The organism is Aerococcus viridans, from assembly GCF_002871935.1.
Lineage (GTDB): Bacteria > Bacillota > Bacilli > Lactobacillales > Aerococcaceae > Aerococcus > Aerococcus viridans_B.
The window spans coordinates 29,266-50,035 of record NZ_PNHQ01000006.1 but is presented as its reverse complement, the minus strand read 5'-3'; the positions used below and the strand labels follow the sequence as shown (position 1 = coordinate 50,035).

Sequence of the window (20,770 nt, the reverse complement as noted above, 5' to 3'; positions counted from 1 at the left end):
GATGAATAATAAAAAAGATATTGTTTTTTCGGCAGATTGGTTTATACGTGTACTTAAAGGTGCAGCAGTAGGTATTGGAGGTATCCTTCCAGGATTATCTGGAGGTGTATTAGCCGTTATTTTTGGACTATACGACCAAATCATTCACTTTTTAGCCAATATCACAGAAAACTTTTGGAAGAATGTCCGCTACTTCATTCCTGTAGGTATCGGTTTCTTATTAGGAATCCTTGTTTTCTCTATTTTTGTTGAAAAAGCATTTGGTTTGTATGCAGCTATCTTTATTACCTTATTTATCGGCTTTGTAGTCGGTACATTACCTTCGTTATTTAAATCTGCTGGTAAAGAGGGTAGAAGTACTGCTGATTTAACAATATTAGCAGTCACAGCTATTATTATTTTTCTAATTATGTATTTTGGAGGTCAAGATATTACTCAAGTTACACCTTCCTTTATTACTTGGATTCTTTCTGGCGCTTTAATCGGTTTAGGTGTGATTGTACCTGGGATGAGTCCATCAAATTTTTTAATTTACTTTGGTTTGTATGACAAAATGGCCGCAGGTATTGCTGCACTTGATTTTTCAGTTATTATTCCGCTTGGACTAGGTGGTTTACTATGTGTCATCGCCTTAGCTAAAGCAGCTGAGTGGGCCTTTAAACATTACTATTCAAAAATGTACCATTTTATTTTGGGGACAGTCATCGGTTCATCAATTGCACTATTCCCAACACAAGTGTTTCCAGGCTTTTCTACTGAAGGATTAGCCAATTCAGGTTTATCATTTATGAGTACTTTAGTTTGGTGTGTAATTGCCTTTGTAATCGGCACAATCTTTTCACTTTGGTTCTCAAAAATAGAAGAAAAATATTCTAATGACTAGCTAGATTAAAACAGGTATCTCTTTTTAGGAGGTACCTGTTTTATTTTACGATTAATAATTTATTTTGTATAATGGCAAGACACAGGAGTAGATAGGTGTAGGGAACGGAGTGAGGTTGATGGAAACGATTAAAGATGTATTTGAACAACAGATAGACAAAGTATCAGCTTTGTATATAGATTATCAGAATAATCCATTTTCCGTGAAACTTGTTCATGATCTAAGAGTAGCTATTTCAAGAGTTACGAGGCCTCTTAAATTTTATCAAAAAACGGTTGGATGAAGCATATTATGACCAGTTAAACCAACAATTAGCTGAGGCAGGGCGTGTATTTAGGCCACTTAGAGAATTGGATGTTTTGTATGCCTATTGTGAGCAGTATGCAATTCATCATCCTAAAAATAGTAATCATTATTACGATTTATTTAATACCTTTATGAAAGATAGGCGTTTAGAAATGAATCGAACTTTTAACAAAGGTAATATAGATACGGTTCAACAAGCAATTGAAAGTGCAAAACGAGTGATTGAATTTGATTTATTTGATCAAAAGAAGGATTGGAAAAAGTATGCACTTAAACGTTTCAAGAGAAAAGATAAAAAATTACGTCATGCCTACCAATATGTAAATACTTTAGACTACCAAGCAGTGCACGAGCTAAGGAAAAGCGCCAAGAAGCTTCGTTATGCAGCTACTTATTTTAACGAGACATTACCAAAAGATTTAAACAAATATATTAAGGATACCAAAGCTATTCAAACTGAATTTGGTGAAATAACGGATGCCCATGTAAATTATGAGCTATTAAATGTATATGCTGAAAAAATAGACGATGAGCATGTGCACAACTTATTACGCCAAATCCGAGACAGCATTGATTTATCAAAATAAAAGTATTTAAGTGAGCAAATAGAAAAAGCAGCTGGTTTGACCAACTGCTTTTTCTGTAGTGTGTATTTGATTTATAGGAAGTTTTTTAAAAGTTACGAGCGTATTTATAGCCTCTCACTAAAATCGTTCATTAGCATATCTTGTTAAGAAGGCTTTAGTTCTTTCCTGTTTAGGTGTATCAATCACTTCTTTAGCTGGACCTTGTTCAACAATTACACCTTTATCCATGAATACAATATTCGTTGATACATCTCTAGCAAAAGCCATTTCATGTGTAACAACAATCATTGTTAAGCCTTCTTTAGCTAATTGCGTCATGGTTTCCAATACCTCACCGACCATTTCTGGGTCAAGGGCAGAAGTAGGCTCATCGAATAATAATACCTCAGGGTCCATTGATAGTGCACGCGCAATAGCTACACGTTGTTGTTGACCACCGGAAAGTTGTTCTGGACGAGCATCACGATATGGTGCCATGCCTACTTTTTCCAAGTTTTTGAGTGCAACTGCTTCTGCCTCAGCTTGACTACGGCCTAAAATCTTACGTTGGCCAACAGTACAATTTTCAAGTGCAGTGAAATTTTTAAATAAGTTAAATGATTGGAATACCATACCAACTTGGGTACGGTATTTATTAATATTCATTTTTTTACCATTTAAAATGGATTGGCCGTGATATAAAATGTCGCCCCCAGTTGGTTCCTCCAATAGGTTTAAACAACGTAGTAGGGTAGACTTTCCAGACCCGGAAGACCCAATAATAGAAGTAACTTGTCCTGGGCGTACTTGAAAGTCGATATCTCTAAGGACTAAATTTTCGCCAAAACGTTTTTCTAAATGTTGAACATTTAAGATTAGTTGATCTTGGTTTTGCATGTCTTTTTCCTCCTATTGTTCTTTTGGACTATTGACTACTGAATTCGTACTAGATTCATAGACATGGTAAGTCTTTTTCCCAGCCATTCTACTCTCAATAAAGTTCAAGACACGAGTAGTTGTAAATGTTAATACGAAGTAGATAATGGCTGTAATTAAGAATGTTTGGAAGGTTAAGTATGTTGAACCTGCAGCAGACTTGGTAACGAAGAATAACTCAGTTACCGCAATAACATTCAATACAGACGTATCTTTAATATTTATTACAAATTCATTACCCAAGGCTGGTAGGATTGAACGTATAGCTTGTGGTAACACAATTGTTATCATTGTTTGATAATGGTTCATTCCAATCGCACGTGCAGCTTCTGTTTGGCCTTTATCTACTGAGGTAATACCACCACGAATAACTTCTGCAAGGTAAGCTCCTGTATTAATAGATACAATTAGCAATGCAGCGAACATGGTAGACATTTGGAAGTTGAAGAATAATCTTGAACCATAAAAAATCATCATGGCTTGGACCATCATCGGTGTACCACGGAAAATTTCAATGTATGCAGAAATCAAAAAGTCGAATAATTTATAGAAAAAGTAACCGATTGGCATTTGATCACGACGCACAATTAGCGAACGATAGATAGCAATTAGTAATCCTATAATAAAACCGATGATAGTTGAACTTAAAGCAATAAACATCGTATTACCAGCACCAACTAAGAATTGAGCACCGTAAGTTTGCCAAATTCCTGCTACCTCAGACCAGAAACTAGCACTTTCACCACGTTCGTTAAGGTTTACCATATCTTCCATCAATCGGTCACGTTCAGCAGTTGGAATGACACTTAAAGCTTCATTCACAATCGCGGTTAATGGCGAATCTTTTCTAGTTGCTACGGCAATATCAGAAGTGACTTCTCCTAAATCAAAACCTTGACCTTCAGCAAATTCAACATAAGTCAGGTCAGGATTAGCTGCCACAGCAGCCATAGCCCCAGGCTTTTCAGAGACATAAGCATCAACTGAACCTGCATTCAGCGCTGTAATCATTGTTGGAAATGAGTCTAGTGCAGTTGCTTGGTTGACATTGGGAATTTGTGGGATTAAATCATAATGGAAGGTATTTAATTGACCAGTTACTGTGGTACCAGTAAAATCTTCTAAGGTTGTTGCATTAGCATATTCACCATTTGCCATCGTTACAAGAACAATATCAGATGAGTAATATGAATCTGAGAAGTCCATTTGTTCTAATCGTTCTGCTGTTGGTGACATACCAGCAATGATGACATCAATCATGCCAGATTCAAGAGCAGGTGGTAGACCGTCCCATTCTAGTTTAACGATTTCAAGGTCTAAGGCAAGTAAATCAGCTAAGCGCTTAGCAATTTGAACGTCATAGCCGTTTGCATATTCACCGTCAGAATTTGTTATAGGGACCGCACCATCTGTATCGGATGTTTGCGACCAGTTGAACGGTGCATAGTTGGCTTCCATACCGACACGTAACACGCCATCTTGGTCTAAGCCTTCTGCTAGTGTAGCTTCATCTACCTCAATAGTTGTTCCTACTTCATTTGCCGAAACGAATGAAGAAGTTGGACCAATAACAGCAAATATAATAGTTAAAATAGCCATGAATACTTTTTGCCAAGTATTACTTACTTTGTGATTTTTCATAAAATAACCTCCCGAAAATAATTAAAAGCCTCTACAGCAATAAATTGCAATAGAGGCTTCCATTCGTACGCATCTAGACCGTCTTTGATCTTTCGTCGTTACTCATAGGATAGCGCATCACTAGCATAAGTGACAGTCATAAACATATTTTGTTTATGCCCAATATTTCAACTTGGGGTTAAAATATTTCGGCGAATATTCCTTTCCATACTGTCATAGCTCCCGCTCGAGTATGTACTGATAAGCTCCGCACCTCTATCTCAATATATTGTATCCCATCATACACGAAGAATATTGAATTGTCATGAAAATATGATTAGATCTTTTATATGTTTTTAAAAATATTGTAAATAATATGAAGTATTTTTAGCAGATAATGGCTAGGTCTAGCCATTATCTAGGATAAATGGTAGAATATTTAAGATTATGAAAACAAGATAATTAGCAAATACAAACAGTTAAAAAGTTGGAGTGACAAATATGTCGAATGACAAAAAAAATAGAGTAACGGCAAAATTGGGGTATCATAAGTTCACTATTAAGAGTCATAAAACGAGTGAACATATTCAGCAAGTCAGTCGGGAAATTAACCAATTGCTTGCTGAAATCAGTAAAAAGAACCCAAATATGTCTATGGAAGAAATGGCGTTATTGCTGGCGTTGAATATTCAATCTGATTATTTGGACTTACAGGACCAAATGGCAGCTAAGACAAAAGAGAATGCTGATCTTATGATACGCGTGAAGTCTATGGAACAAACTATGGGTACTTTAGTGAAAGAAATTGCAGAAATTGAAAAAGAAAAACTACGTGCTGGTCAGGATTCTAAAAGTGGAAAATCTAGCCAGAGCCAAGCAAGGACACGAACTCAAAAAACTGGAAAAACAAAACAAGCAGGGCCACAAGCTAAAAAAAATCAAGAAATTCCTCAAATTAGCCAACCCAGTTTGAAATCAAGTGTCAACTCTGCTTCAAAAAAATTGGGACGCTTACGCCAAACACCAAGATCATAGGCAGTAAATAGAATTGGAGCTACGGGAGGAAAGTATGATCAGTTTTTTTATTTTACTGTTTTTTATTCTAAGCGTCGCTATTGGTATTTACCGAGGCGCTTTAATACAAGGGATTCAATCATTAGGTTTATTGATTGCCTACTTATTTGCGTTATTATTTTATCAAAATCTTGTTGATATTGTATCTTTATGGGTGCCTTATGTAGGGTTTGATATCGAAAATACTTTTGCATATTATCCAGTTAGTCTACTTCAAAATATGGATATCATTTACTTTAGATTAGTTGCAATCTTAATAATCATCCTTATTATATGGTTGCTAACTAAGTTACTTACATATAGTGTTAGAGATTTAAAATTTACAGAGATGGATATTCAATGGAACGGTATTCTTGGTGGCTTATTCGGCTTCTTCTCAGCTTGGTTTTGGGCATTTTTTATTCTTATATTTATGACAGTATTAACTTTTGAAGCAGTTCAATCTAGTATAGAGCATTCAACTATTGCGAACTTTATTATTTTGAATACACCAATTTTATCTAGACAAGTATTTAATATCCTATTGCAAGGATTGGGCAATTTACCATTCTAACAACGTACAAATATATGCCTTTGCGTAATGCGCAATCATGGCACCCCTTATGGCTGTGATATCTATCACGGCCTATTTCCAACTTAAGGCGACTTTTTAAGATTATCCCTAATTAAAAATTTGAAGGAGGGCAAATGTTGAATCATAAAATATATCAAACCTTAGAATTTGAAAAAATACAACAACAATTAGCTAAAGAAACCCGCACAGAAATTGGTAAAATTCAGGCATTAAATCTGATACCAAGCTCAAAAGCAGCGGAAATTGAACAACAATTACAAAGTGTTGACGATGTGAAACACTTGTTTGAATTAGACAAGCGAATTCCTATTAGTCAATTAATCAACGTTAAGCCTTATCTCAAAAGATTAGATATTGGCGCAGATTTAAATGGAAAAGAATTGGCGGCGATAAGCCGTGTGCTACGTGCAACTGGTGAAGTTTCTAGCTTTTTCAATAAATTAAGAGAGGAACAAGTAGCATTACAACAGCTATATACAATAGCAGAAGAATTTATTGATTTACGGGACTTAATGCGTAAAATGCAAAATGCGATTGCAGAAGATGGGACAGTTCATGATAATGCTTCAGCAACCCTACATGGCTTGCGACAAGGAATAAAGCGTGAGGAAGCTGGCATTCGTGTTAAGCTTGACCAAATTATACGGTCAAATAAAGCTGCTTATTTAAGTGAAGCAATCATTACAATTCGAAATAATCGCTTTGTTATCCCTGTTAAGCAAGAATATAGAAATGCATTTGGTGGTGTTGTCCATGACCAATCTTCTTCTGGACAAACTTTATATATCGAACCGCAAACTGTTTTGGATGCGAACAACCACTTGCGCTCGCTACAAGTTCAAGAAGATGAAGAAATAAGGCGGATTTTCCAAGAATTGTCAGCTGAATTAGCACCGTATACGAATGAAATTGCAGAAAATAACCAACGATTAGGCGACCTTGATTTCATTCAAGCTAAGTTCTTTTTTGCCCGTGAAATTGGCGCAAATCGACCAATTTTAGCAAAAGAATCAGAACGCATTAACTTAAAAGAGGCGAGACATCCACTCATAGACCGCAAATTAGTAGTAGCTAATGATATTCATTTTAATGAAGACTATAATATGATTGTGATAACAGGACCCAATACCGGTGGTAAGACAATTACATTAAAAACGGTAGGCTTATTGCAATTAATGGCCCAATCAGGTTTATACATTACTGCAAAAGTTGATTCACGTGTAGAAATTTTTAATGAAATTTTTGCCGATATTGGCGATGAGCAGTCAATTGAGCAAAGTCTATCTACCTTTTCAGGACATATGACAAATATTATACGCATCGTTAAAGAAGCAGATGATCATTCACTTGTTCTGATTGATGAATTGGGATCAGGTACCGATCCTCAAGAAGGGGCAGCTATTGCTATTGCAGTATTGAACCGTTTTGCCTTCCTAAATGCTCGAGTGATAGCCACTACCCATTACCCTGAATTGAAAACTTTTGCTTATGAACACCCTGGCGCTATCAATGCTTCGATGGAATTCAATGAAATAACCCTTGAACCGACTTATCAATTGTTGATTGGTATACCTGGTCGTTCAAACGCCTTTGATATTTCGCAGCGTTTAGGTTTACCCGTTGAAATGGTTGATGAAGCCCGCTCTTACATTCAAGAAGACAGTCAAAATCTGAATGAAATGCTACTTGACTTAGAAGCACAACGCCATAAGTATGAAGACCTATCAGCCGAAGCTGCTAAAGATTTAGTAGATGCCGAAAATCTTTTGAATGATTTGAAAAAGGCACAAGCCAGCTTAGAAGCTGACAAACAAACCTATATGAATCGTGCTCGAAAAGAAGCCAATCAATTAGTTGAAGAAACAAAAGCAAAAGCTGATGCAATTCTAGCGGAAATACGGGAATGGCAAATGAACCATCCAACAAAAGGCAATATTAAAGAACATGAAATGATAGATCGTCAAAGCGCTTTAACTAATTTAACGCAAGAAGAAAGTCAATTGAAGAAAAACAAAGTCTTGCAAAAAGCCAAGAAAAATAAAGCTAGAAAAGCAAACTTAGCGCCTGGTGATGAAGTGAATGTGCTAACCTACGGTCAACGGGGTACATTGGTTGAAAAAAGAGATAAAGATTGGGTCGTACAAATGGGTATGCTAAAAATGGAAGTAGCAGAAAAAGATTTGTCATTAGTTGATGAAAAACCTAAAAAAGAAAAGAATCATCGCGTAGGTATTAAGGCAAGCAAAGCAAAATCTGTCAACACCAGCTTAGATTTACGAGGCGAACGTTATGAAGAGGCTATGATTCGTTTAAGTCACTTTATCGATTCAGCGTTACTTGCTGGTCACAGTCAAATAACGATTATTCATGGTCACGGGACAGGTGCTTTAAGACAAGGCGTACAGAAAGCTTTGAAAAATCATCCGCGCATTGAAACATTTGAATTTGCTCCATATAATATGGGTGGAAATGGGGCAACAATCGCCAAATTTAAAGGTTAATCGTTTAAAAGCAGATAAATGTTCAAATTGATCAGAAGATGCTATAATGACGAAGAATTAAAAATGAGAGGGGAAATATAAATGGTTAAAGCTATTACAGATGCAGAATTCAAAAATGAAACAGATGAAGGCGTTGTATTAGTCGACTTTTGGGCTACTTGGTGTGGACCTTGTCGCATGCAATCACCAATCGTAGAAACTTTAGATGATGAAATGGGTGACCAAGTTAAATTTACGAAAATGGATGTAGATGATAATCCAGAAACAGCGCGTGAATTTGGTATCATGTCCATCCCAACCTTAATGATCAAAAAAGATGGTCAAGTTGTTGAACAATTAGTTGGTTATACACCTAAAGAAAACTTAGAACAAGTATTAAACAAATACTTATAATGATGAAAAAGTGTTCGGGAAAAATTCTGAGCGCTTTTTTTATAAGATAGTTTACTATTTCAATTCGTAAAAGGGCACTAGTCGCTAAATTAAAAGTCATGATTTCTTATATTGAAAAAGCGCAATAACTACTTCAAAGATTACTTTTGGTTTTATTGAGGTATATATGTGAGAATGAAAAAAGTAGTGGAAACCAATTAGCTTGGTTATTCCACTACTTTTTATTGATCAGCACTAAAAACAAGCGGTGTCATTGCTTGCTTATTCTATTAATTTACGACCTTCATTGCCTTTTTCTATGTTATCTAAGATATCTCGATTCAAGAAGCCTTCTTCATATTGTTTACGCCAGTCCATAAAACCTGCATTTAAGCCACGAATTAAAACCTCTGCGGTACCTATATTAGTTGCTAAGGGAATGTTGTATACATCACACAAACGAATTAAGGCAGTTACGTCCGGTTCATGGGGCATAGCAGCTAATGGATCACGCATAAAAATAACAAGGTCCATTTCATTTTGGGAAATTGCGGCCCCTACTTGCTGGTCACCACCAAGAGGTCCCGATTTGAAGCGGTGGACGTCTAACCCTGTAGCTTCGATAATACGTAAACCTGTAGTACCGGTTGCAAATAATTCATGTTTCTCTAGAATAAATTTGTAGGCTGTTGCAAAAGAAACCATCATTTCTTTTTTTGAATCATGTGCAATAAGTGCAATTTTCATATACATATCCTCCAGTTTATATCGACAAATGACCTGTGAGCCCCTACTCCATACTTTTTTAAATTACATTTAATAAATGCGAAAGAGTGAAGAGAAACGTTTTCTTCTGTTATAATTGTACCATAGATTATAATTTGTTCATTGCGATTTTTGAATAATCTATTTGTTGAAGGAGGTTATCATGAACAGACCTATAGGATTCTTAGATTCTGGCGTAGGTGGCTTAACAGTAGTGAAAGAAGCAATGCGACAATTACCCAATGAATCAATCATTTATATAGGTGACAACGCACGGTGTCCTTATGGGCCAAGAAGTGTCGAAGAAATAGTGACTTTTACGAATCAAATGGTCGATTTTTTATTGACCAAAGATATCAAATTGTTAGTCATAGCATGTAATACTGCGACTGCAGTTGCTCTAGATGAAATTAAGCAGCGTGTATCTATACCAGTAATTGGCGTAATTCAGCCGGGAGCGCGTGCAGGGAATAAATACACAAAAAATGGTAAAATAGGTGTTTTAGGTACAGAAGGGACGATTAAAAGCGGAGTATATCTTGATAATCTATTACAAAAGAATAAAGATTTGGACATCATTTCGCTCGCTTGTCCAGCTTTCGTGCCACTAGTTGAAAGTCAGCAATATGATACACCATTAGCTAAAAAGATTGTGGCAGAGACTTTGGCACCAATAAAAAACAAAGGGCTAGATACAGTTATCTTAGGTTGTACCCATTATCCTTTATTACGCGAAACGGTTCAAAAAATATTAGGACAGTCAGTGAAATTGATTGATTCTGGGCAAGAAACGATCTCAGATGTTTCTATATTGCTAGATTATAATGACATTGCTAAAATGTCTGATGATCCATCACCAAAAGTAAGACAATTCTATACAACCGGGTCACCTGAACTATTTAAAAACATTGCTGATGACTGGCTAGCTGAGCCAATTGAAGTAAGCCGTGTCACAATTGATACACTAGAAAAAATTCAAAGACAAATGGAAGAAGGCTAATACACAGATGAAACAAGTAATGATAGCAACTGCCAATCAAGGAAAAGCCAAAGAGTTTAAGCATTTATTTGATCAATATGGCATAGAAGTCAAGACACTGTTAGATTTTCCAGATTACCCTGAAATTCCTGAAACTGGCACAACTTTTATAGAAAATGCTACGATTAAGGCAACTACAGCGGCAAAAGGCTTACATATTCCTGTGATAGCTGATGATTCAGGCTTGGCAGTAGATGCGTTGAACGGGGCACCAGGTGTTTATTCCGCACGATATGCAGGGTTAGAGAAATCTGATGCGCATAACCGCCAAAAAGTGTTAGATGAGATGGTTGATGTCCAAGATGAGGATAGAGGGGCGACATTCCATACTTATTTAGTGGTTGCGGATGCAGATGGTCAAGTAATCAGTCAATATCATGGTACTTTATCCGGCGTGATTATACGCGAAGAACGAGGAGAAAATGGTTTTGGATATGATCCGATTTTTTACTTGCCTAGCGAAGGTTTGACAACTGCAGAGATGTCTGCAGAAAAAAAAGATTCAATAAGTCACCGTGGAAATGCCTTACGGTTACTGGCCAAAGACTTGGAAAGTGGGGAGCTGAAATTATATGAAGATACTGATTACTAGTGATAATCATGGAGATCATGAAGCCTTAACTGATTTAGTCTTAAAAGCGGGGGATGATATCGATTTATTTATCCACTGTGGCGATTCAGAATTATCAGAAGAAGATACCATATGGGGCGTCTTCAATACTGTACGTGGAAATACAGACTATGGCAATTACAAAGATACAATTAGTTTAAATACACCTGAGGGGAAAATTGTGGTGACACATGGCCACTTATATGGTGTAAAACAAAACTTGAATAAATTGGTTTCCTTAGCGAAAGAAAACCAAGCAGACGTCATTATGTATGGTCATACGCATGTTATGAATGACCAAGATATTGACGGTATTAAGATTATTAATCCAGGGTCAATTCGTATTCCAAAAGGGAAGTACCCTTACCCATCCTTTGCTATTTTAGATTGGCAAGGAGATAGTAAGCAAGTCACGTTTTATAACCAAAATTGGGAAGTTATCACAGAAATTGGTTAATGAAAATACAAAATAATCGCACGATTATAGCATGATATTCATGTCAATCGTGCGATTTATTTATATTGTTTTGGGTATTGTAAAAAAATATTGATACGTTAAAGTTCAGCATATGAGTCATAAACGGGTTGCTTGTAGCCATTTTGAACAAGTAATGCAGTTAATTGTTCATAGTAATATGAACGAACAACCATTTTATCGCTATCTCTAGTATTAAAGACTACGCGATAGAATAAACGACCAACTGCATCACGCTGATAGCCCCAAACTTCTGGTTCGCCTAAGACACGGTCATCAGTTGAAGCCATACTTAGTCCATTTTTAATCATAGACTCTATATCAGCAAGGTCTGAGTTAGGATCAATATATAAATCCACATACATATGGCGAGTGGTGTTAGATGAATTCGTTACATTATCAATATTGCGGTTAGGGATAAAGTGTCTAGAGCCATCATCGCCTGAGAGAATAGTCGTACGAATACCGGTTGAAATGATTGTGCCTGATAAACCAGCAATTGTTACATAATCGCCAACAGCAAATTGATGTTCTAATAAAATAAAGAAACCATTCACAACGTCTGTGATAAAACCTTGTGCTCCAAGACCTAAGGCCAATGAAGCAACCCCAGCACCGGCAACTAGCGTAGCAACTGGTAGACCAAGAATAGCTAGGATAGAGTATCCTAATAGGAAAAAGTAAGTGTATTGTAAAACATTTTCTACTAATTTATGGATTGTTTTATTACGCTGTATTGAGCCAATATTACGATTTTCAATCCGCTTAGCATCACGCTCAAAGTATACATCAACAATACGGTCGACAATTTTTTTTACAATCCAAAAAATGATTATCGTGATGATGAGTTCAAAAACAGTCGAAATGAAGCTGGATAGTAAGCTAGCATAATCGATGGATTCAATATATGTGCGCCACCATTGTCTAATTTGATCCAAATAAATCATCCTTTCATTATTCACCTTTTTTATTAATGTTATCTAATGGGGAAATTATTGTAAAGTTATTTGCAAAATAGACAATAAATAGATATGGATGCAAGATTTATTTCCTTAAAATAAGTGCGTTATGTTTTGTAAAGCCCTTGCAGTCTATGGTAAAATATTCTTATAGTTATATATTAAATATCTTATATTTAATGGTATGAGAGATGGAGAAGGAGTGATTTTTACATGATCGGAGGCCAAATTGCGGGCTTAATTGCAGCAATAGCATTTGCGGCATTAGTGATTTACATTATTCTATTCTTACGTGAGCTAACAAAGACCATGAAAGAAGTAACGGGTATTGTTAATGAAGCGAATGAAACAGTAAAGGTAGTCACCAAGGATGTGGATGCATTATCAATTGAGGTGCAAGGATTACTCAATAAATCTAATGTTTTATTAGATGATGTAAACGGAAAGGTGGCGCAGGTTGATCCGTTATTTAAAGCAATTGGGGATATTGGTGTAACTGTTTCAGACGTGAATGACTCTACAAGAAACCTAGTACTGAATATCACCAATACTGCACAAACCAAAGTAGATGATATTAAAGAAAAAACAGTGGGTGGTTCTGATAACGAAACGGCTAGTTCAGTAACTACTGATCAAATCGTTAAGCCTGGTCAACCTACTGTCACTGGTATTCAAAAGGTTGGGCAATCAGCTAAGGCTTTATACCAAAAACGCCAAGTACGTAAGGCGCAAGAAAATTCACAATCTAAACCATATTAATCAATAATATTATTTAAAGAAAGAAGGAAATATATATGTCTAAAAATACAGGGTCATTCTTATTAGGTGCAATTATCGGGGGAACAGCAGGTGCGGTAGCAGCTTTATTATTTGCACCAAAATCAGGGCGTGAATTCCGCGATGATTTAAATCAACAAGCAAATGTTCTTCGTGACACAGCTTTAGATTATGCAGATATTGTTACTGAAAAAGGTAATATTATGTATCAAACTGCAAGTGATGCTGCTCAAGATATCCGTGTTAACTTATCAGAATCAGCAGAAGCATTAAAGTCGCAATTAAATGAAACAGCAACTGAAGCGACTAAGCAATATCAAGAAGCACGAGATGAAGTTGCTAGTGCTTATGCAGATGCGAAAGAAACAACAGCTAAAGCAACGGAAGATGCTAGATCTGAAGTTAAAGAAGGTGCTGAAGAAGTGAAAGATACTACTGATAAAGCAGCTTCTAAGAAACAACCACTTAAAGAGGATGCTAAAAAAGTAAAAGAGCAAGTAGAAGAAGTTAAAGAGAAATAAGTACAAAATTAAATAGTTATATAGTATTGCCTACAGGGATTTCAAGATTTTGAAATCCTTGTAGGCAATTTTTAGTATATTTCTTAAAAATCATGCAAAAATTGTACTTTTTTATGAAAATAGCTTGTTAAACGCTTTAAATACTGATAGAATATGAAAATGCGAATGAAAGCAAATATCATAACGAAGAAAACGTTTGCAAATGTATTGTATTAATGCTATATTTGCCAATGTAAGTATGAAAACAAATGAATAAAAAGGAGCGATGAAGATGGAAAAACAAACTGTTACAATCTATGATGTTGCCAGAGAAGCGCAAGTGTCTATGGCGACAGTTTCTCGTGTAGTCAATGGCAATACCAACGTGAAACCTTCAACGCGGGCGAAAGTATTAGATGTAATTAAACGACTAGACTACCGTCCAAATGCAGTTGCACGTGGCTTAGCAAGTAAAAAAACCACTACAGTTGGGGTATTATTACCAGATATCACAAATAATTTCTTTAGTTCGTTAGCATTAGGAATTGATGATATTGCGTCAATGTACAAGTATAATATCATCCTAGATAATGCTGATAACAAAAAAGAATCTCAAGTATTATCAAACATTCTAGCAAAACAAGTAGATGGTGTTATTTATATGGGACACCAATTATCTGATACTGTACGTGAAGAAATCAATCGTACAAATACACCATTTGTATTAGCAGGCTTAAATGATGATCGCTATGAGATACCATCAGTAAATATTGACTACACTCAAGCATTCTATGAAGCTGTATCAGGCTTATTCGAACAAGGCTATCAAAACATTGGTTTCTTGGCTGCAAAACCATACTTCCACAATAACTTAGACCGCTATCAAGGTTATTTGAAAGCTTTGGAAGAAGCTGGGAAAGAAGTAGATGAATCGTTATTATTTGAGGTGGCTGATTCTCGCTTCAAAAATGGTGAAGATATCGCTCAACAAATTCGTGAATCAAAAGCTGATGGCATTGTAGTAGTTGGTGATGAGTTAGCTGTTAAAGTAACAAATCATATGGTAGACAATGGTGTGAAAGTGCCAGAAGAATTTGCTGTTGTAACATCAAATAATACGGCGCTAACTGAAATTGTAAGACCATCTTTAACTTCAATTGAACCACCATTGTATGATATTGGTGCGGTTTCAATGCGTATTTTAACCAAATTAATGAATAAAGAAGATGAAATTGAAAATCATGTTACCTTACCGCATAAGTTTATTTTACGTGACTCTACTAAGAATGCGTAATGAAATAAAAATCCCCCAAAGCGAAAGTTTTGGGGGATTTTTAATTAACATAGCATTATGTTACATTATTTAGGGGTATAGCAAATATAAGCTTTATTTTTTGATTTGTAAATTATACGTTTATAGAATGTCTTGATTACGCGTAACTTCTAGTGGGTGTGGGTATTTTTCTTCTTGTTGTTTAAAAATACTTCCATTATGATGGGTATAGTCACTAGGAGGGGTGCAAGATGAAGAAAATGAAACAAGGTAATCGTATTTTATTATTGATTATAGCCATAGGCATTGTATGTTTATCAAGTATAGGTTTAGCTTATCAAGGGGCCATTTCATCAAGGAATTTTCAGATACATGATGAAGAACAAGTGAGTGATGATAAGCCAGCTATACAAGTTCCAATCTTTTTATCTCATCTCCCTGCTAAAGAAGTTGAAGAGCAGTGGAAAGGTGAGGATGGCACTTTTGTGTTACGGTCTGTTGGGGATGTATTAATCCATTCAGAGGTAACAGCAACTGCGGACACCTCTGCAGATATTTTTTCTAAGCAATCAGCTAAACTCCAAGAGATTGCTGCATTAACTTCGGATAATTTAATTGCTTATGGAGGCGAAGGTGGAACTGTTGACTTAGGTGTATCTGAATATAATTTTGATCCAATGATTGCTAGAATTGCTGCTTTTACATCTTATGCAGACTATACTGTAGCCAACTTAGAAATCCCAGCAGCATATCCTGATTTACCAATATCTTCCTATCCAAATTTTAATATGCCTTCATCTATCCTTGGTAGTTTGAAACGGGCGGGAATTGACGCGGTTTCAATGGCAACTAACCATACACTAGACCAATTTGCGGATGGGGCGTATATGACAATGGATTACTTGGATGAAGCTGGGTTGATGTATTACGGTGCATTCGCTAGTGAAGAAGATAAGGAAACAGTTAGAATTGTTGAGAAAAATGGTATTAAGTTGGGTTTTCTATCCTATACATACGGCACTAACGGTATGATGCCACCTGAAGATGAACCTTGGGTAGTGAATTATGCCGAATTACCAACGATGTTAGAAGATGTAGCTGATTTACGCGATAAAGTAGATGCGGTGATCGTATCTTTGCATATGGGAACTGAGTATGGAACTTTACCTGACGATGAACAAATTGCTGTGACACAAGCATTAGCAGATGCAGGTGTAAAACTGGTCATTGGTGGACATCCACACGATATTCAACCAGTTAACTGGCTTAATGATAAAGAGACCTATGTTATTTATTCGCAAGCTTCTTTCATGACAGGGCAGGTTGCAGATGATAACAAGTTAGGTGGTATTCATGAAATCACTTTTGTCCGTGACGAGAATGGTGAAGTGCAAGTGAGTGAAGGGAAATTTATGCCAACATACTTTTCAGGTACAGCCAATGAAACAGCTTATGAAAGTTTCCCTTTAGCAGATTATAAAGGACAGGAGACTGCGCAAGCGTCTTTGGTTGATACAATTCATAACCGGATGATCACTTATACAGAGGATTTCTCATATCAAGACTATTTAGAGACTGCCTGGACAAAAGGTGTTAACGCTGAATAGATTTTCTAAAATGCAATAATGAATTGTTTTTGTATTGATTATCAAACAAATTGGGTGCTTTTTCCAGAGAAGATGAGATTTTGATTTTGTTTTCAATTAGCATAGATTATAATAGGATGAGATTTTGTTTCATTTGGTTAAGAGGCATATGTACTTTGAATTGGATAAAACAACAACCTTATTTATGTTATCAGTGGGACTTGTATTAGATAAGGTGATAAATAAATTGGAGGATGATGAAGTATGCAAGCTGTAATCACAGTAATTGGTAAGGATAAGGTCGGTATTTTAGCAACAGCAGCTAGCAAGTGTGCGGAATTGAATGCGAACATTGTTGATGTAGATCAATCAATTATGCAAGACCTTTTTACGATGGTGATGATTGTTAATATTGACAATCTAAGCGTTGAATTTGAAAATTTTAAAAAGGAAATCAAAGATGCATTAACTGAAATGGAAGTTTATGTAATGCATGAAGATATTTTTAATGCGATGCATGAGATTTAGTTCAGTTAAGGAGAAGGAAAAATGCTAGAAATGAATAATATCATTGAAACAGTTTCAATGATTAAAGACAATAATTTAGATATTCGTACAATTACAATGGGGATTTCTTTAATTGATTGTGCGGATGCGGATATCGACCGTTCATGTCAAAAAATTTATGATAAAATTACAACTGTTGCTAAAGATTTAGTGAAAACAGGGGAAGAAATTGAAGAAAAATATGGTATTCCGATTGTAAATAAACGAATTGCTGTAACACCTATTTCTCAATTGTTAGCCGCTTCAGGTGGTGACCCGTTAAAGTATGCCCACATCTTAGATAAAGCAGCAAATGCAGTAGGCGTTAACTATATTGGTGGGTATACTGCTTTAGTACATAAAGGTTTTTCTGCAGGAGACCGTGAGCTAATTGAATCTATTCCACAGGCAATGGCAGAAACTGAACATGTGTGTTCGTCCGTAAATATTGGTTCAACTCGAGCTGGTATTAACATGGATGCTGTAAAGATCATGGGGGAAGTTGTTCGTCAAGCTGCCGAATTAACCCAAGAAAATGAAAGCATGGGAGCTTCTAAAATTGTGGTCTTCTGTAATGCAGTCGAAGATAATCCATTTATGGCAGGTGCCTTCCACGGACAAGGAGAACCAGATGTTGTCATCAATGTTGGTGTTTCTGGACCAGGTGTTGTTAGAAATGCTTTAGCAGAACTTTCAAAGGATGCTTCACTTGAAACAGTTGCAGATACGATCAAACAGACAGCTTTCAAGGTTACACGTATGGGGCAATTAGTTGGGACTGAAGCTTCTAAGATGCTGGGTGTACCTTTTGGTATTGTTGACTTATCTCTAGCCCCTACACCGGCTGTTGGTGATTCTGTTGCTCATATTCTAGAAGAAATAGGTTTAGATCAAGTAGGTGCTCATGGATCAGTAGCAACTTTAGCGATGCTTAATGATGCAGTTAAAAAAGGTGGCATCATGGCATCTTCTAACGTTGGAGGTCTGTCAGGTGCCTTCATACCGGTTACAGAAGATGCAGGTATGATTGCAGCGGCAGCTGATGGTACTTTGAATATTGAAACTTTAATGTCAATGACAGCTGTTTGTTCAGTCGGTTTAGATATGATTGTTATTCCAGGAGATACTACGCCAGAAATTATTTCAGCTATTATTGCGGATGAAGCAGCAATTGGAATGATCAACTCTAAAACGACAGCCGTCCGTGTAATTCCAGCAATTGGTCGTCAAGATGATGAAGTATTAAACTTTGGTGGATTATTCGGTGAAGGATCTGTCATGCAAGTGAATAGAACCTCTCCAAGTACTTTTATTCACCGAGGTGGCCGTATTCCGGCTCCAATCCAATCACTTAAAAATTAAGCTGATTTTTAAGTCAAAGCCGTTACCTTATCACAAGGTAAGGGCTTTTATTTGGTGGTCTGAAATATTCCAACTATAATGTAATATACAGTGTAAACTGAATAAATACTAAGGAGTATTGCCATGAATTTATTAAACCAAACATTCACCTTAAATAACGGTGTAGAGATTCCAAAAATTGCCTTAGGTACTTGGCAAACGCCAACGGCAGAAGCGGTAAGCTCAGTCCGCTTTGCCTTAGAAAATGGCTATAAACATATTGATGGTGCACATGCGTACGAAAATTCTAAGGGAATTGGTGAAGGCATTAAATCTTCAAATGTGAGTCGTGAAGATATCTTCATTACGACTAAAGTACGTGGTGAGTCGAAAACTTATGAAGCAGCTATGGACAATTTCTATCAAGAATTAAAAGATTTAGATACTGATTATATTGATTTATTATTAGTACATTGTCCGACGCCTTGGCGATTTTTCTCTAGAACAGATGAAAATCGTCCAAATTTCTATGAAGAGAATATTCAAGTCTGGCGTGCTTTAGAAGAGCTGTATGACAAAGGATTGGTTCGTGCAATCGGTGTTTCTAACTTTAACGCAGATGACTTACAACATTTAATTGAAAATACAAAGATTAAACCAGTTGTAAACCAAATTAAATACCATATTGGTTACACTCAAGAAGATATTGTATCATACTGTGAAGCGAATGATATTATCGTTGAAGCTTATTCATCTTTAGGTACAGGTCGCTTGTTAGGTAATGAAGACATTAAAGCTATTGCAGATAAGTACAATGTATCTGTACCACAATTATGTTACCGCTATCCACTGCAAAAAGGTCACATCATCCTACCGAAATCTGTTCATGAAGAATATATTCTTGCCAATGCTAAATTAGATTTTGAGATTGCTGAAGCTGATATGGCAACTTTAGATGCATTTATGATTGAATAATCTAATGTCATATTTCATGGAAAATGGAGATAGAAAGCAATTAACGCTAAAATAAAAATCGAGATGAATCATTATATATATGATTTCTTAATGCAGTTTTTATTTTCGACTCACTACGTTTTTTAAACGCTTAAGAAACCTTCAACTCTTTCTAATTTACAAGGAGTTGAAGGTTTTCTTTGTTGGGAGAATGGATAGTTTTTAACTCATCTTTTAAACCCCTTTTTAGAGACAATGTACTGATTAACTAAGCGATAGTATTCGCGCATAATAGTCAAAATGATTGGATTTTTTATTGATTCTAGTGCGATGTTATTGATAGAAGCTATAGGCAATATATCATTACCTGTTCCTGAAATAAAAGCACCATCAATGGTATTTAATTCAGACACAGGTATCTTTTGTTCAATAATATCAATTTGCTGCTGCCGACAAATATCTACAACTTTAGAACGAACAATTCCTAAAAGAACATTTTTAGCTGGAGAAGTATAGAGTTTATCTCCTTTAACAATAAATAAATTTGAACGACTGCCTTCTGTAAGATTATCTTCTTGATCAACTAATAGCACTTCATAAGCACCTGTTTTTTCTCGTTTTGCTAGTACAGTTTTTTGATACTCTTCACGTTGGAGCTTGATATTCGGATCTTCTCTTTCCAAATTCAATAATGTTGTTTTAATGCCAGACTGATAATAGCTCCTAGGCGGATAAAAACTTTTAGTAAAGAAAGCCAGTAAACCTATGTCTTTATTCCATATCAATTTGATGTTCTGATCAAAGGCGCTATTCTTATTTATAAGTTGATATAAACGACTGATTAAGGTATTATCTGAATCCGTTAAGGGATTACCGACGTATAAAGCAGATGTTCTGAATCTTAGCAAATGATCTTCTAAAAACAGGGGTATGCCTTCTTTAACACGAATCACTTCATACACATTTTTTTCTGTTAATTGTTCAAAGGGATGTAAGTTGTCTGTAGATTGTTCTTTATCATTATGATAGTACAAATTTTGTTCAACATATTCCATATTTTTCATCCTTTTTATTTTATAAAGCTAGATCATTTATTTAGGAGAGCAACAATGT

At 35.9% G+C, this 20,770-nt stretch carries 22 protein-coding genes and 1 riboswitch; of the genes, 17 read left to right on the top strand and 5 right to left on the bottom strand.

Translation table 11 applies throughout. The features are described from left to right. The first annotated feature begins 1 nt into the window (after position 1). The 3 genes from CJ191_RS03550 (at position 2) to CJ191_RS03545 (ending at position 1,776) form a co-directional block, all read left to right on the top strand. On the top strand, positions 2-883 hold the full coding sequence (locus tag CJ191_RS03550; RefSeq protein ID WP_070468840.1) for a DUF368 domain-containing protein: 882 nt from the start codon (positions 2-4) through the stop codon (positions 881-883). Between the two features lie 118 nt (positions 884-1,001). Beyond that, positions 1,002-1,166 (top strand): hypothetical protein, encoded by a 165-nt coding sequence (locus CJ191_RS09245; RefSeq protein WP_257994116.1) that lies wholly within the window; start codon positions 1,002-1,004, stop codon positions 1,164-1,166. After that, positions 1,159-1,776: a CHAD domain-containing protein gene (locus tag CJ191_RS03545; protein ID WP_257994115.1), complete on the top strand. Its 618-nt coding sequence runs from the start codon at positions 1,159-1,161 to the stop codon at positions 1,774-1,776. The genes CJ191_RS09245 and CJ191_RS03545 overlap by 8 nt, the downstream gene beginning before the upstream one ends. 117 nt (positions 1,777-1,893) lie before the next feature. Here CJ191_RS03545 and CJ191_RS03540 read toward each other — a convergent pair whose 3' ends face one another. After that, complete coding sequence (locus tag CJ191_RS03540) at positions 1,894-2,652, bottom strand: amino acid ABC transporter ATP-binding protein (RefSeq protein WP_070468844.1); 759 nt, start codon at positions 2,650-2,652, stop codon at positions 1,894-1,896. 12 nt (positions 2,653-2,664) lie between these two features. Next, positions 2,665-4,332, bottom strand: a complete 1,668-nt coding sequence (locus tag CJ191_RS03535) for an ABC transporter substrate-binding protein/permease (protein ID WP_102198990.1) — start codon at positions 4,330-4,332, stop codon at positions 2,665-2,667. A gap of 102 nt (positions 4,333-4,434) precedes the next feature. Continuing rightward, a riboswitch (Lysine riboswitch) is annotated at positions 4,435-4,598 on the bottom strand. 214 nt (positions 4,599-4,812) lie between these two features. On the opposite strand from CJ191_RS03535, the gene CJ191_RS03530 reads away from it, so the two are divergent. The 4 genes from CJ191_RS03530 (at position 4,813) to trxA (ending at position 8,853) form a co-directional block, all read left to right on the top strand. Then, the gene (locus CJ191_RS03530; RefSeq protein ID WP_070468848.1) at positions 4,813-5,346 is read left to right on the top strand and encodes a cell division protein ZapA; all 534 of its coding nucleotides are present in this window, start codon (positions 4,813-4,815) and stop codon (positions 5,344-5,346) included. A gap of 34 nt (positions 5,347-5,380) precedes the next feature. Continuing rightward, positions 5,381-5,938, top strand: a complete 558-nt coding sequence (locus CJ191_RS03525) for a CvpA family protein (protein WP_070468849.1) — start codon at positions 5,381-5,383, stop codon at positions 5,936-5,938. A gap of 137 nt (positions 5,939-6,075) precedes the next feature. Next, on the top strand, positions 6,076-8,460 hold the full coding sequence (locus tag CJ191_RS03520; protein ID WP_102199024.1) for an endonuclease MutS2: 2,385 nt from the start codon (positions 6,076-6,078) through the stop codon (positions 8,458-8,460). 81 nt (positions 8,461-8,541) lie between these two features. Next, complete coding sequence (gene trxA, locus CJ191_RS03515) at positions 8,542-8,853, top strand: thioredoxin (protein WP_070468852.1); 312 nt, start codon at positions 8,542-8,544, stop codon at positions 8,851-8,853. A 261-nt stretch (positions 8,854-9,114) separates the two neighbouring features. Here trxA and mgsA read toward each other — a convergent pair whose 3' ends face one another. After that, positions 9,115-9,579, bottom strand: a complete 465-nt coding sequence (gene mgsA, locus CJ191_RS03510) for a methylglyoxal synthase (RefSeq protein ID WP_070468854.1) — start codon at positions 9,577-9,579, stop codon at positions 9,115-9,117. A 181-nt stretch (positions 9,580-9,760) separates the two neighbouring features. Between mgsA and racE the strand changes: the two genes are divergently transcribed. Genes racE through CJ191_RS03495 form a run of 3 tightly spaced genes read left to right on the top strand, consistent with a single transcriptional unit; the run spans position 9,761 to position 11,703 of the window. Next, positions 9,761-10,597: a glutamate racemase gene (gene racE / locus CJ191_RS03505; protein ID WP_070468856.1), complete on the top strand. Its 837-nt coding sequence runs from the start codon at positions 9,761-9,763 to the stop codon at positions 10,595-10,597. Positions 10,598-10,604: 7 nt separating this feature from the next. Beyond that, entirely contained in the window at positions 10,605-11,228 is a 624-nt protein-coding gene (locus CJ191_RS03500; protein WP_070468858.1) for an XTP/dITP diphosphatase, read from the top strand. Further along, positions 11,209-11,703 (top strand): YfcE family phosphodiesterase, encoded by a 495-nt coding sequence (locus tag CJ191_RS03495; RefSeq protein WP_070468859.1) that lies wholly within the window; start codon positions 11,209-11,211, stop codon positions 11,701-11,703. The genes CJ191_RS03500 and CJ191_RS03495 overlap by 20 nt, the downstream gene beginning before the upstream one ends. A gap of 98 nt (positions 11,704-11,801) precedes the next feature. Here the strand turns inward: CJ191_RS03495 and CJ191_RS03490 are convergent, their stop codons facing one another. Beyond that, on the bottom strand, positions 11,802-12,668 hold the full coding sequence (locus tag CJ191_RS03490; RefSeq protein ID WP_246819076.1) for a mechanosensitive ion channel family protein: 867 nt from the start codon (positions 12,666-12,668) through the stop codon (positions 11,802-11,804). A 225-nt stretch (positions 12,669-12,893) separates the two neighbouring features. Between CJ191_RS03490 and CJ191_RS03485 the strand changes: the two genes are divergently transcribed. From CJ191_RS03485 to CJ191_RS03455, 7 genes are all read left to right on the top strand, one after another. Then, complete coding sequence (locus CJ191_RS03485) at positions 12,894-13,439, top strand: DUF948 domain-containing protein (protein ID WP_102198989.1); 546 nt, start codon at positions 12,894-12,896, stop codon at positions 13,437-13,439. Positions 13,440-13,474: 35 nt separating this feature from the next. After that, entirely contained in the window at positions 13,475-13,978 is a 504-nt protein-coding gene (locus CJ191_RS03480) for a YtxH domain-containing protein (protein ID WP_070468864.1), read from the top strand. Between the two features lie 271 nt (positions 13,979-14,249). After that, positions 14,250-15,251: a catabolite control protein A gene (gene ccpA / locus CJ191_RS03475; RefSeq protein ID WP_102198988.1), complete on the top strand. Its 1,002-nt coding sequence runs from the start codon at positions 14,250-14,252 to the stop codon at positions 15,249-15,251. 230 nt (positions 15,252-15,481) lie between these two features. After that, a complete protein-coding gene (locus CJ191_RS03470; RefSeq protein WP_070468868.1) occupies positions 15,482-16,837 on the top strand; it encodes a CapA family protein in 1,356 nt (451 codons plus the stop codon). 243 nt (positions 16,838-17,080) lie between these two features. Beyond that, complete coding sequence (locus tag CJ191_RS03465) at positions 17,081-17,344, top strand: ACT domain-containing protein (protein WP_070468869.1); 264 nt, start codon at positions 17,081-17,083, stop codon at positions 17,342-17,344. 21 nt (positions 17,345-17,365) lie between these two features. Continuing rightward, positions 17,366-18,724 carry a PFL family protein gene (locus CJ191_RS03460; protein ID WP_070468871.1) on the top strand — a complete coding sequence of 453 codons (1,359 nt, stop codon included), beginning with the start codon at positions 17,366-17,368 and terminating at the stop codon, positions 18,722-18,724. 123 nt (positions 18,725-18,847) lie between these two features. Further along, the gene (locus CJ191_RS03455) at positions 18,848-19,678 is read left to right on the top strand and encodes an aldo/keto reductase (protein ID WP_070468873.1); all 831 of its coding nucleotides are present in this window, start codon (positions 18,848-18,850) and stop codon (positions 19,676-19,678) included. A gap of 206 nt (positions 19,679-19,884) precedes the next feature. On the opposite strand, the gene CJ191_RS03450 is transcribed toward CJ191_RS03455, so the two are convergent. Next, the gene (locus CJ191_RS03450; protein ID WP_102198987.1) at positions 19,885-20,712 is read right to left on the bottom strand and encodes an aminotransferase class IV; all 828 of its coding nucleotides are present in this window, start codon (positions 20,710-20,712) and stop codon (positions 19,885-19,887) included. Positions 20,713-20,770 lie beyond the last annotated feature (58 nt).

Coding starts and splice junctions, on each gene's coding strand:
- CJ191_RS03550 (WP_070468840.1), top strand. CDS start 2: ATGAATAATAAAAAAGATATTGTTTTTTCGGCAGATTGGTTTATACGT.
- CJ191_RS09245 (WP_257994116.1), top strand. CDS start 1,002: ATGGAAACGATTAAAGATGTATTTGAACAACAGATAGACAAAGTATCA.
- CJ191_RS03540 (WP_070468844.1), bottom strand. CDS start 2,652: ATGCAAAACCAAGATCAACTAATCTTAAATGTTCAACATTTAGAAAAA.
- CJ191_RS03535 (WP_102198990.1), bottom strand. CDS start 4,332: ATGAAAAATCACAAAGTAAGTAATACTTGGCAAAAAGTATTCATGGCT.
- CJ191_RS03530 (WP_070468848.1), top strand. CDS start 4,813: ATGTCGAATGACAAAAAAAATAGAGTAACGGCAAAATTGGGGTATCAT.
- CJ191_RS03525 (WP_070468849.1), top strand. CDS start 5,381: ATGATCAGTTTTTTTATTTTACTGTTTTTTATTCTAAGCGTCGCTATT.
- trxA (WP_070468852.1), top strand. CDS start 8,542: ATGGTTAAAGCTATTACAGATGCAGAATTCAAAAATGAAACAGATGAA.
- mgsA (WP_070468854.1), bottom strand. CDS start 9,579: ATGAAAATTGCACTTATTGCACATGATTCAAAAAAAGAAATGATGGTT.
- racE (WP_070468856.1), top strand. CDS start 9,761: ATGAACAGACCTATAGGATTCTTAGATTCTGGCGTAGGTGGCTTAACA.
- CJ191_RS03500 (WP_070468858.1), top strand. CDS start 10,605: ATGAAACAAGTAATGATAGCAACTGCCAATCAAGGAAAAGCCAAAGAG.
- CJ191_RS03495 (WP_070468859.1), top strand. CDS start 11,209: ATGAAGATACTGATTACTAGTGATAATCATGGAGATCATGAAGCCTTA.
- CJ191_RS03490 (WP_246819076.1), bottom strand. CDS start 12,668: ATGATTTATTTGGATCAAATTAGACAATGGTGGCGCACATATATTGAA.
- CJ191_RS03485 (WP_102198989.1), top strand. CDS start 12,894: ATGATCGGAGGCCAAATTGCGGGCTTAATTGCAGCAATAGCATTTGCG.
- CJ191_RS03480 (WP_070468864.1), top strand. CDS start 13,475: ATGTCTAAAAATACAGGGTCATTCTTATTAGGTGCAATTATCGGGGGA.
- ccpA (WP_102198988.1), top strand. CDS start 14,250: ATGGAAAAACAAACTGTTACAATCTATGATGTTGCCAGAGAAGCGCAA.
- CJ191_RS03470 (WP_070468868.1), top strand. CDS start 15,482: ATGAAGAAAATGAAACAAGGTAATCGTATTTTATTATTGATTATAGCC.
- CJ191_RS03465 (WP_070468869.1), top strand. CDS start 17,081: ATGCAAGCTGTAATCACAGTAATTGGTAAGGATAAGGTCGGTATTTTA.
- CJ191_RS03460 (WP_070468871.1), top strand. CDS start 17,366: ATGCTAGAAATGAATAATATCATTGAAACAGTTTCAATGATTAAAGAC.
- CJ191_RS03455 (WP_070468873.1), top strand. CDS start 18,848: ATGAATTTATTAAACCAAACATTCACCTTAAATAACGGTGTAGAGATT.
- CJ191_RS03450 (WP_102198987.1), bottom strand. CDS start 20,712: ATGGAATATGTTGAACAAAATTTGTACTATCATAATGATAAAGAACAA.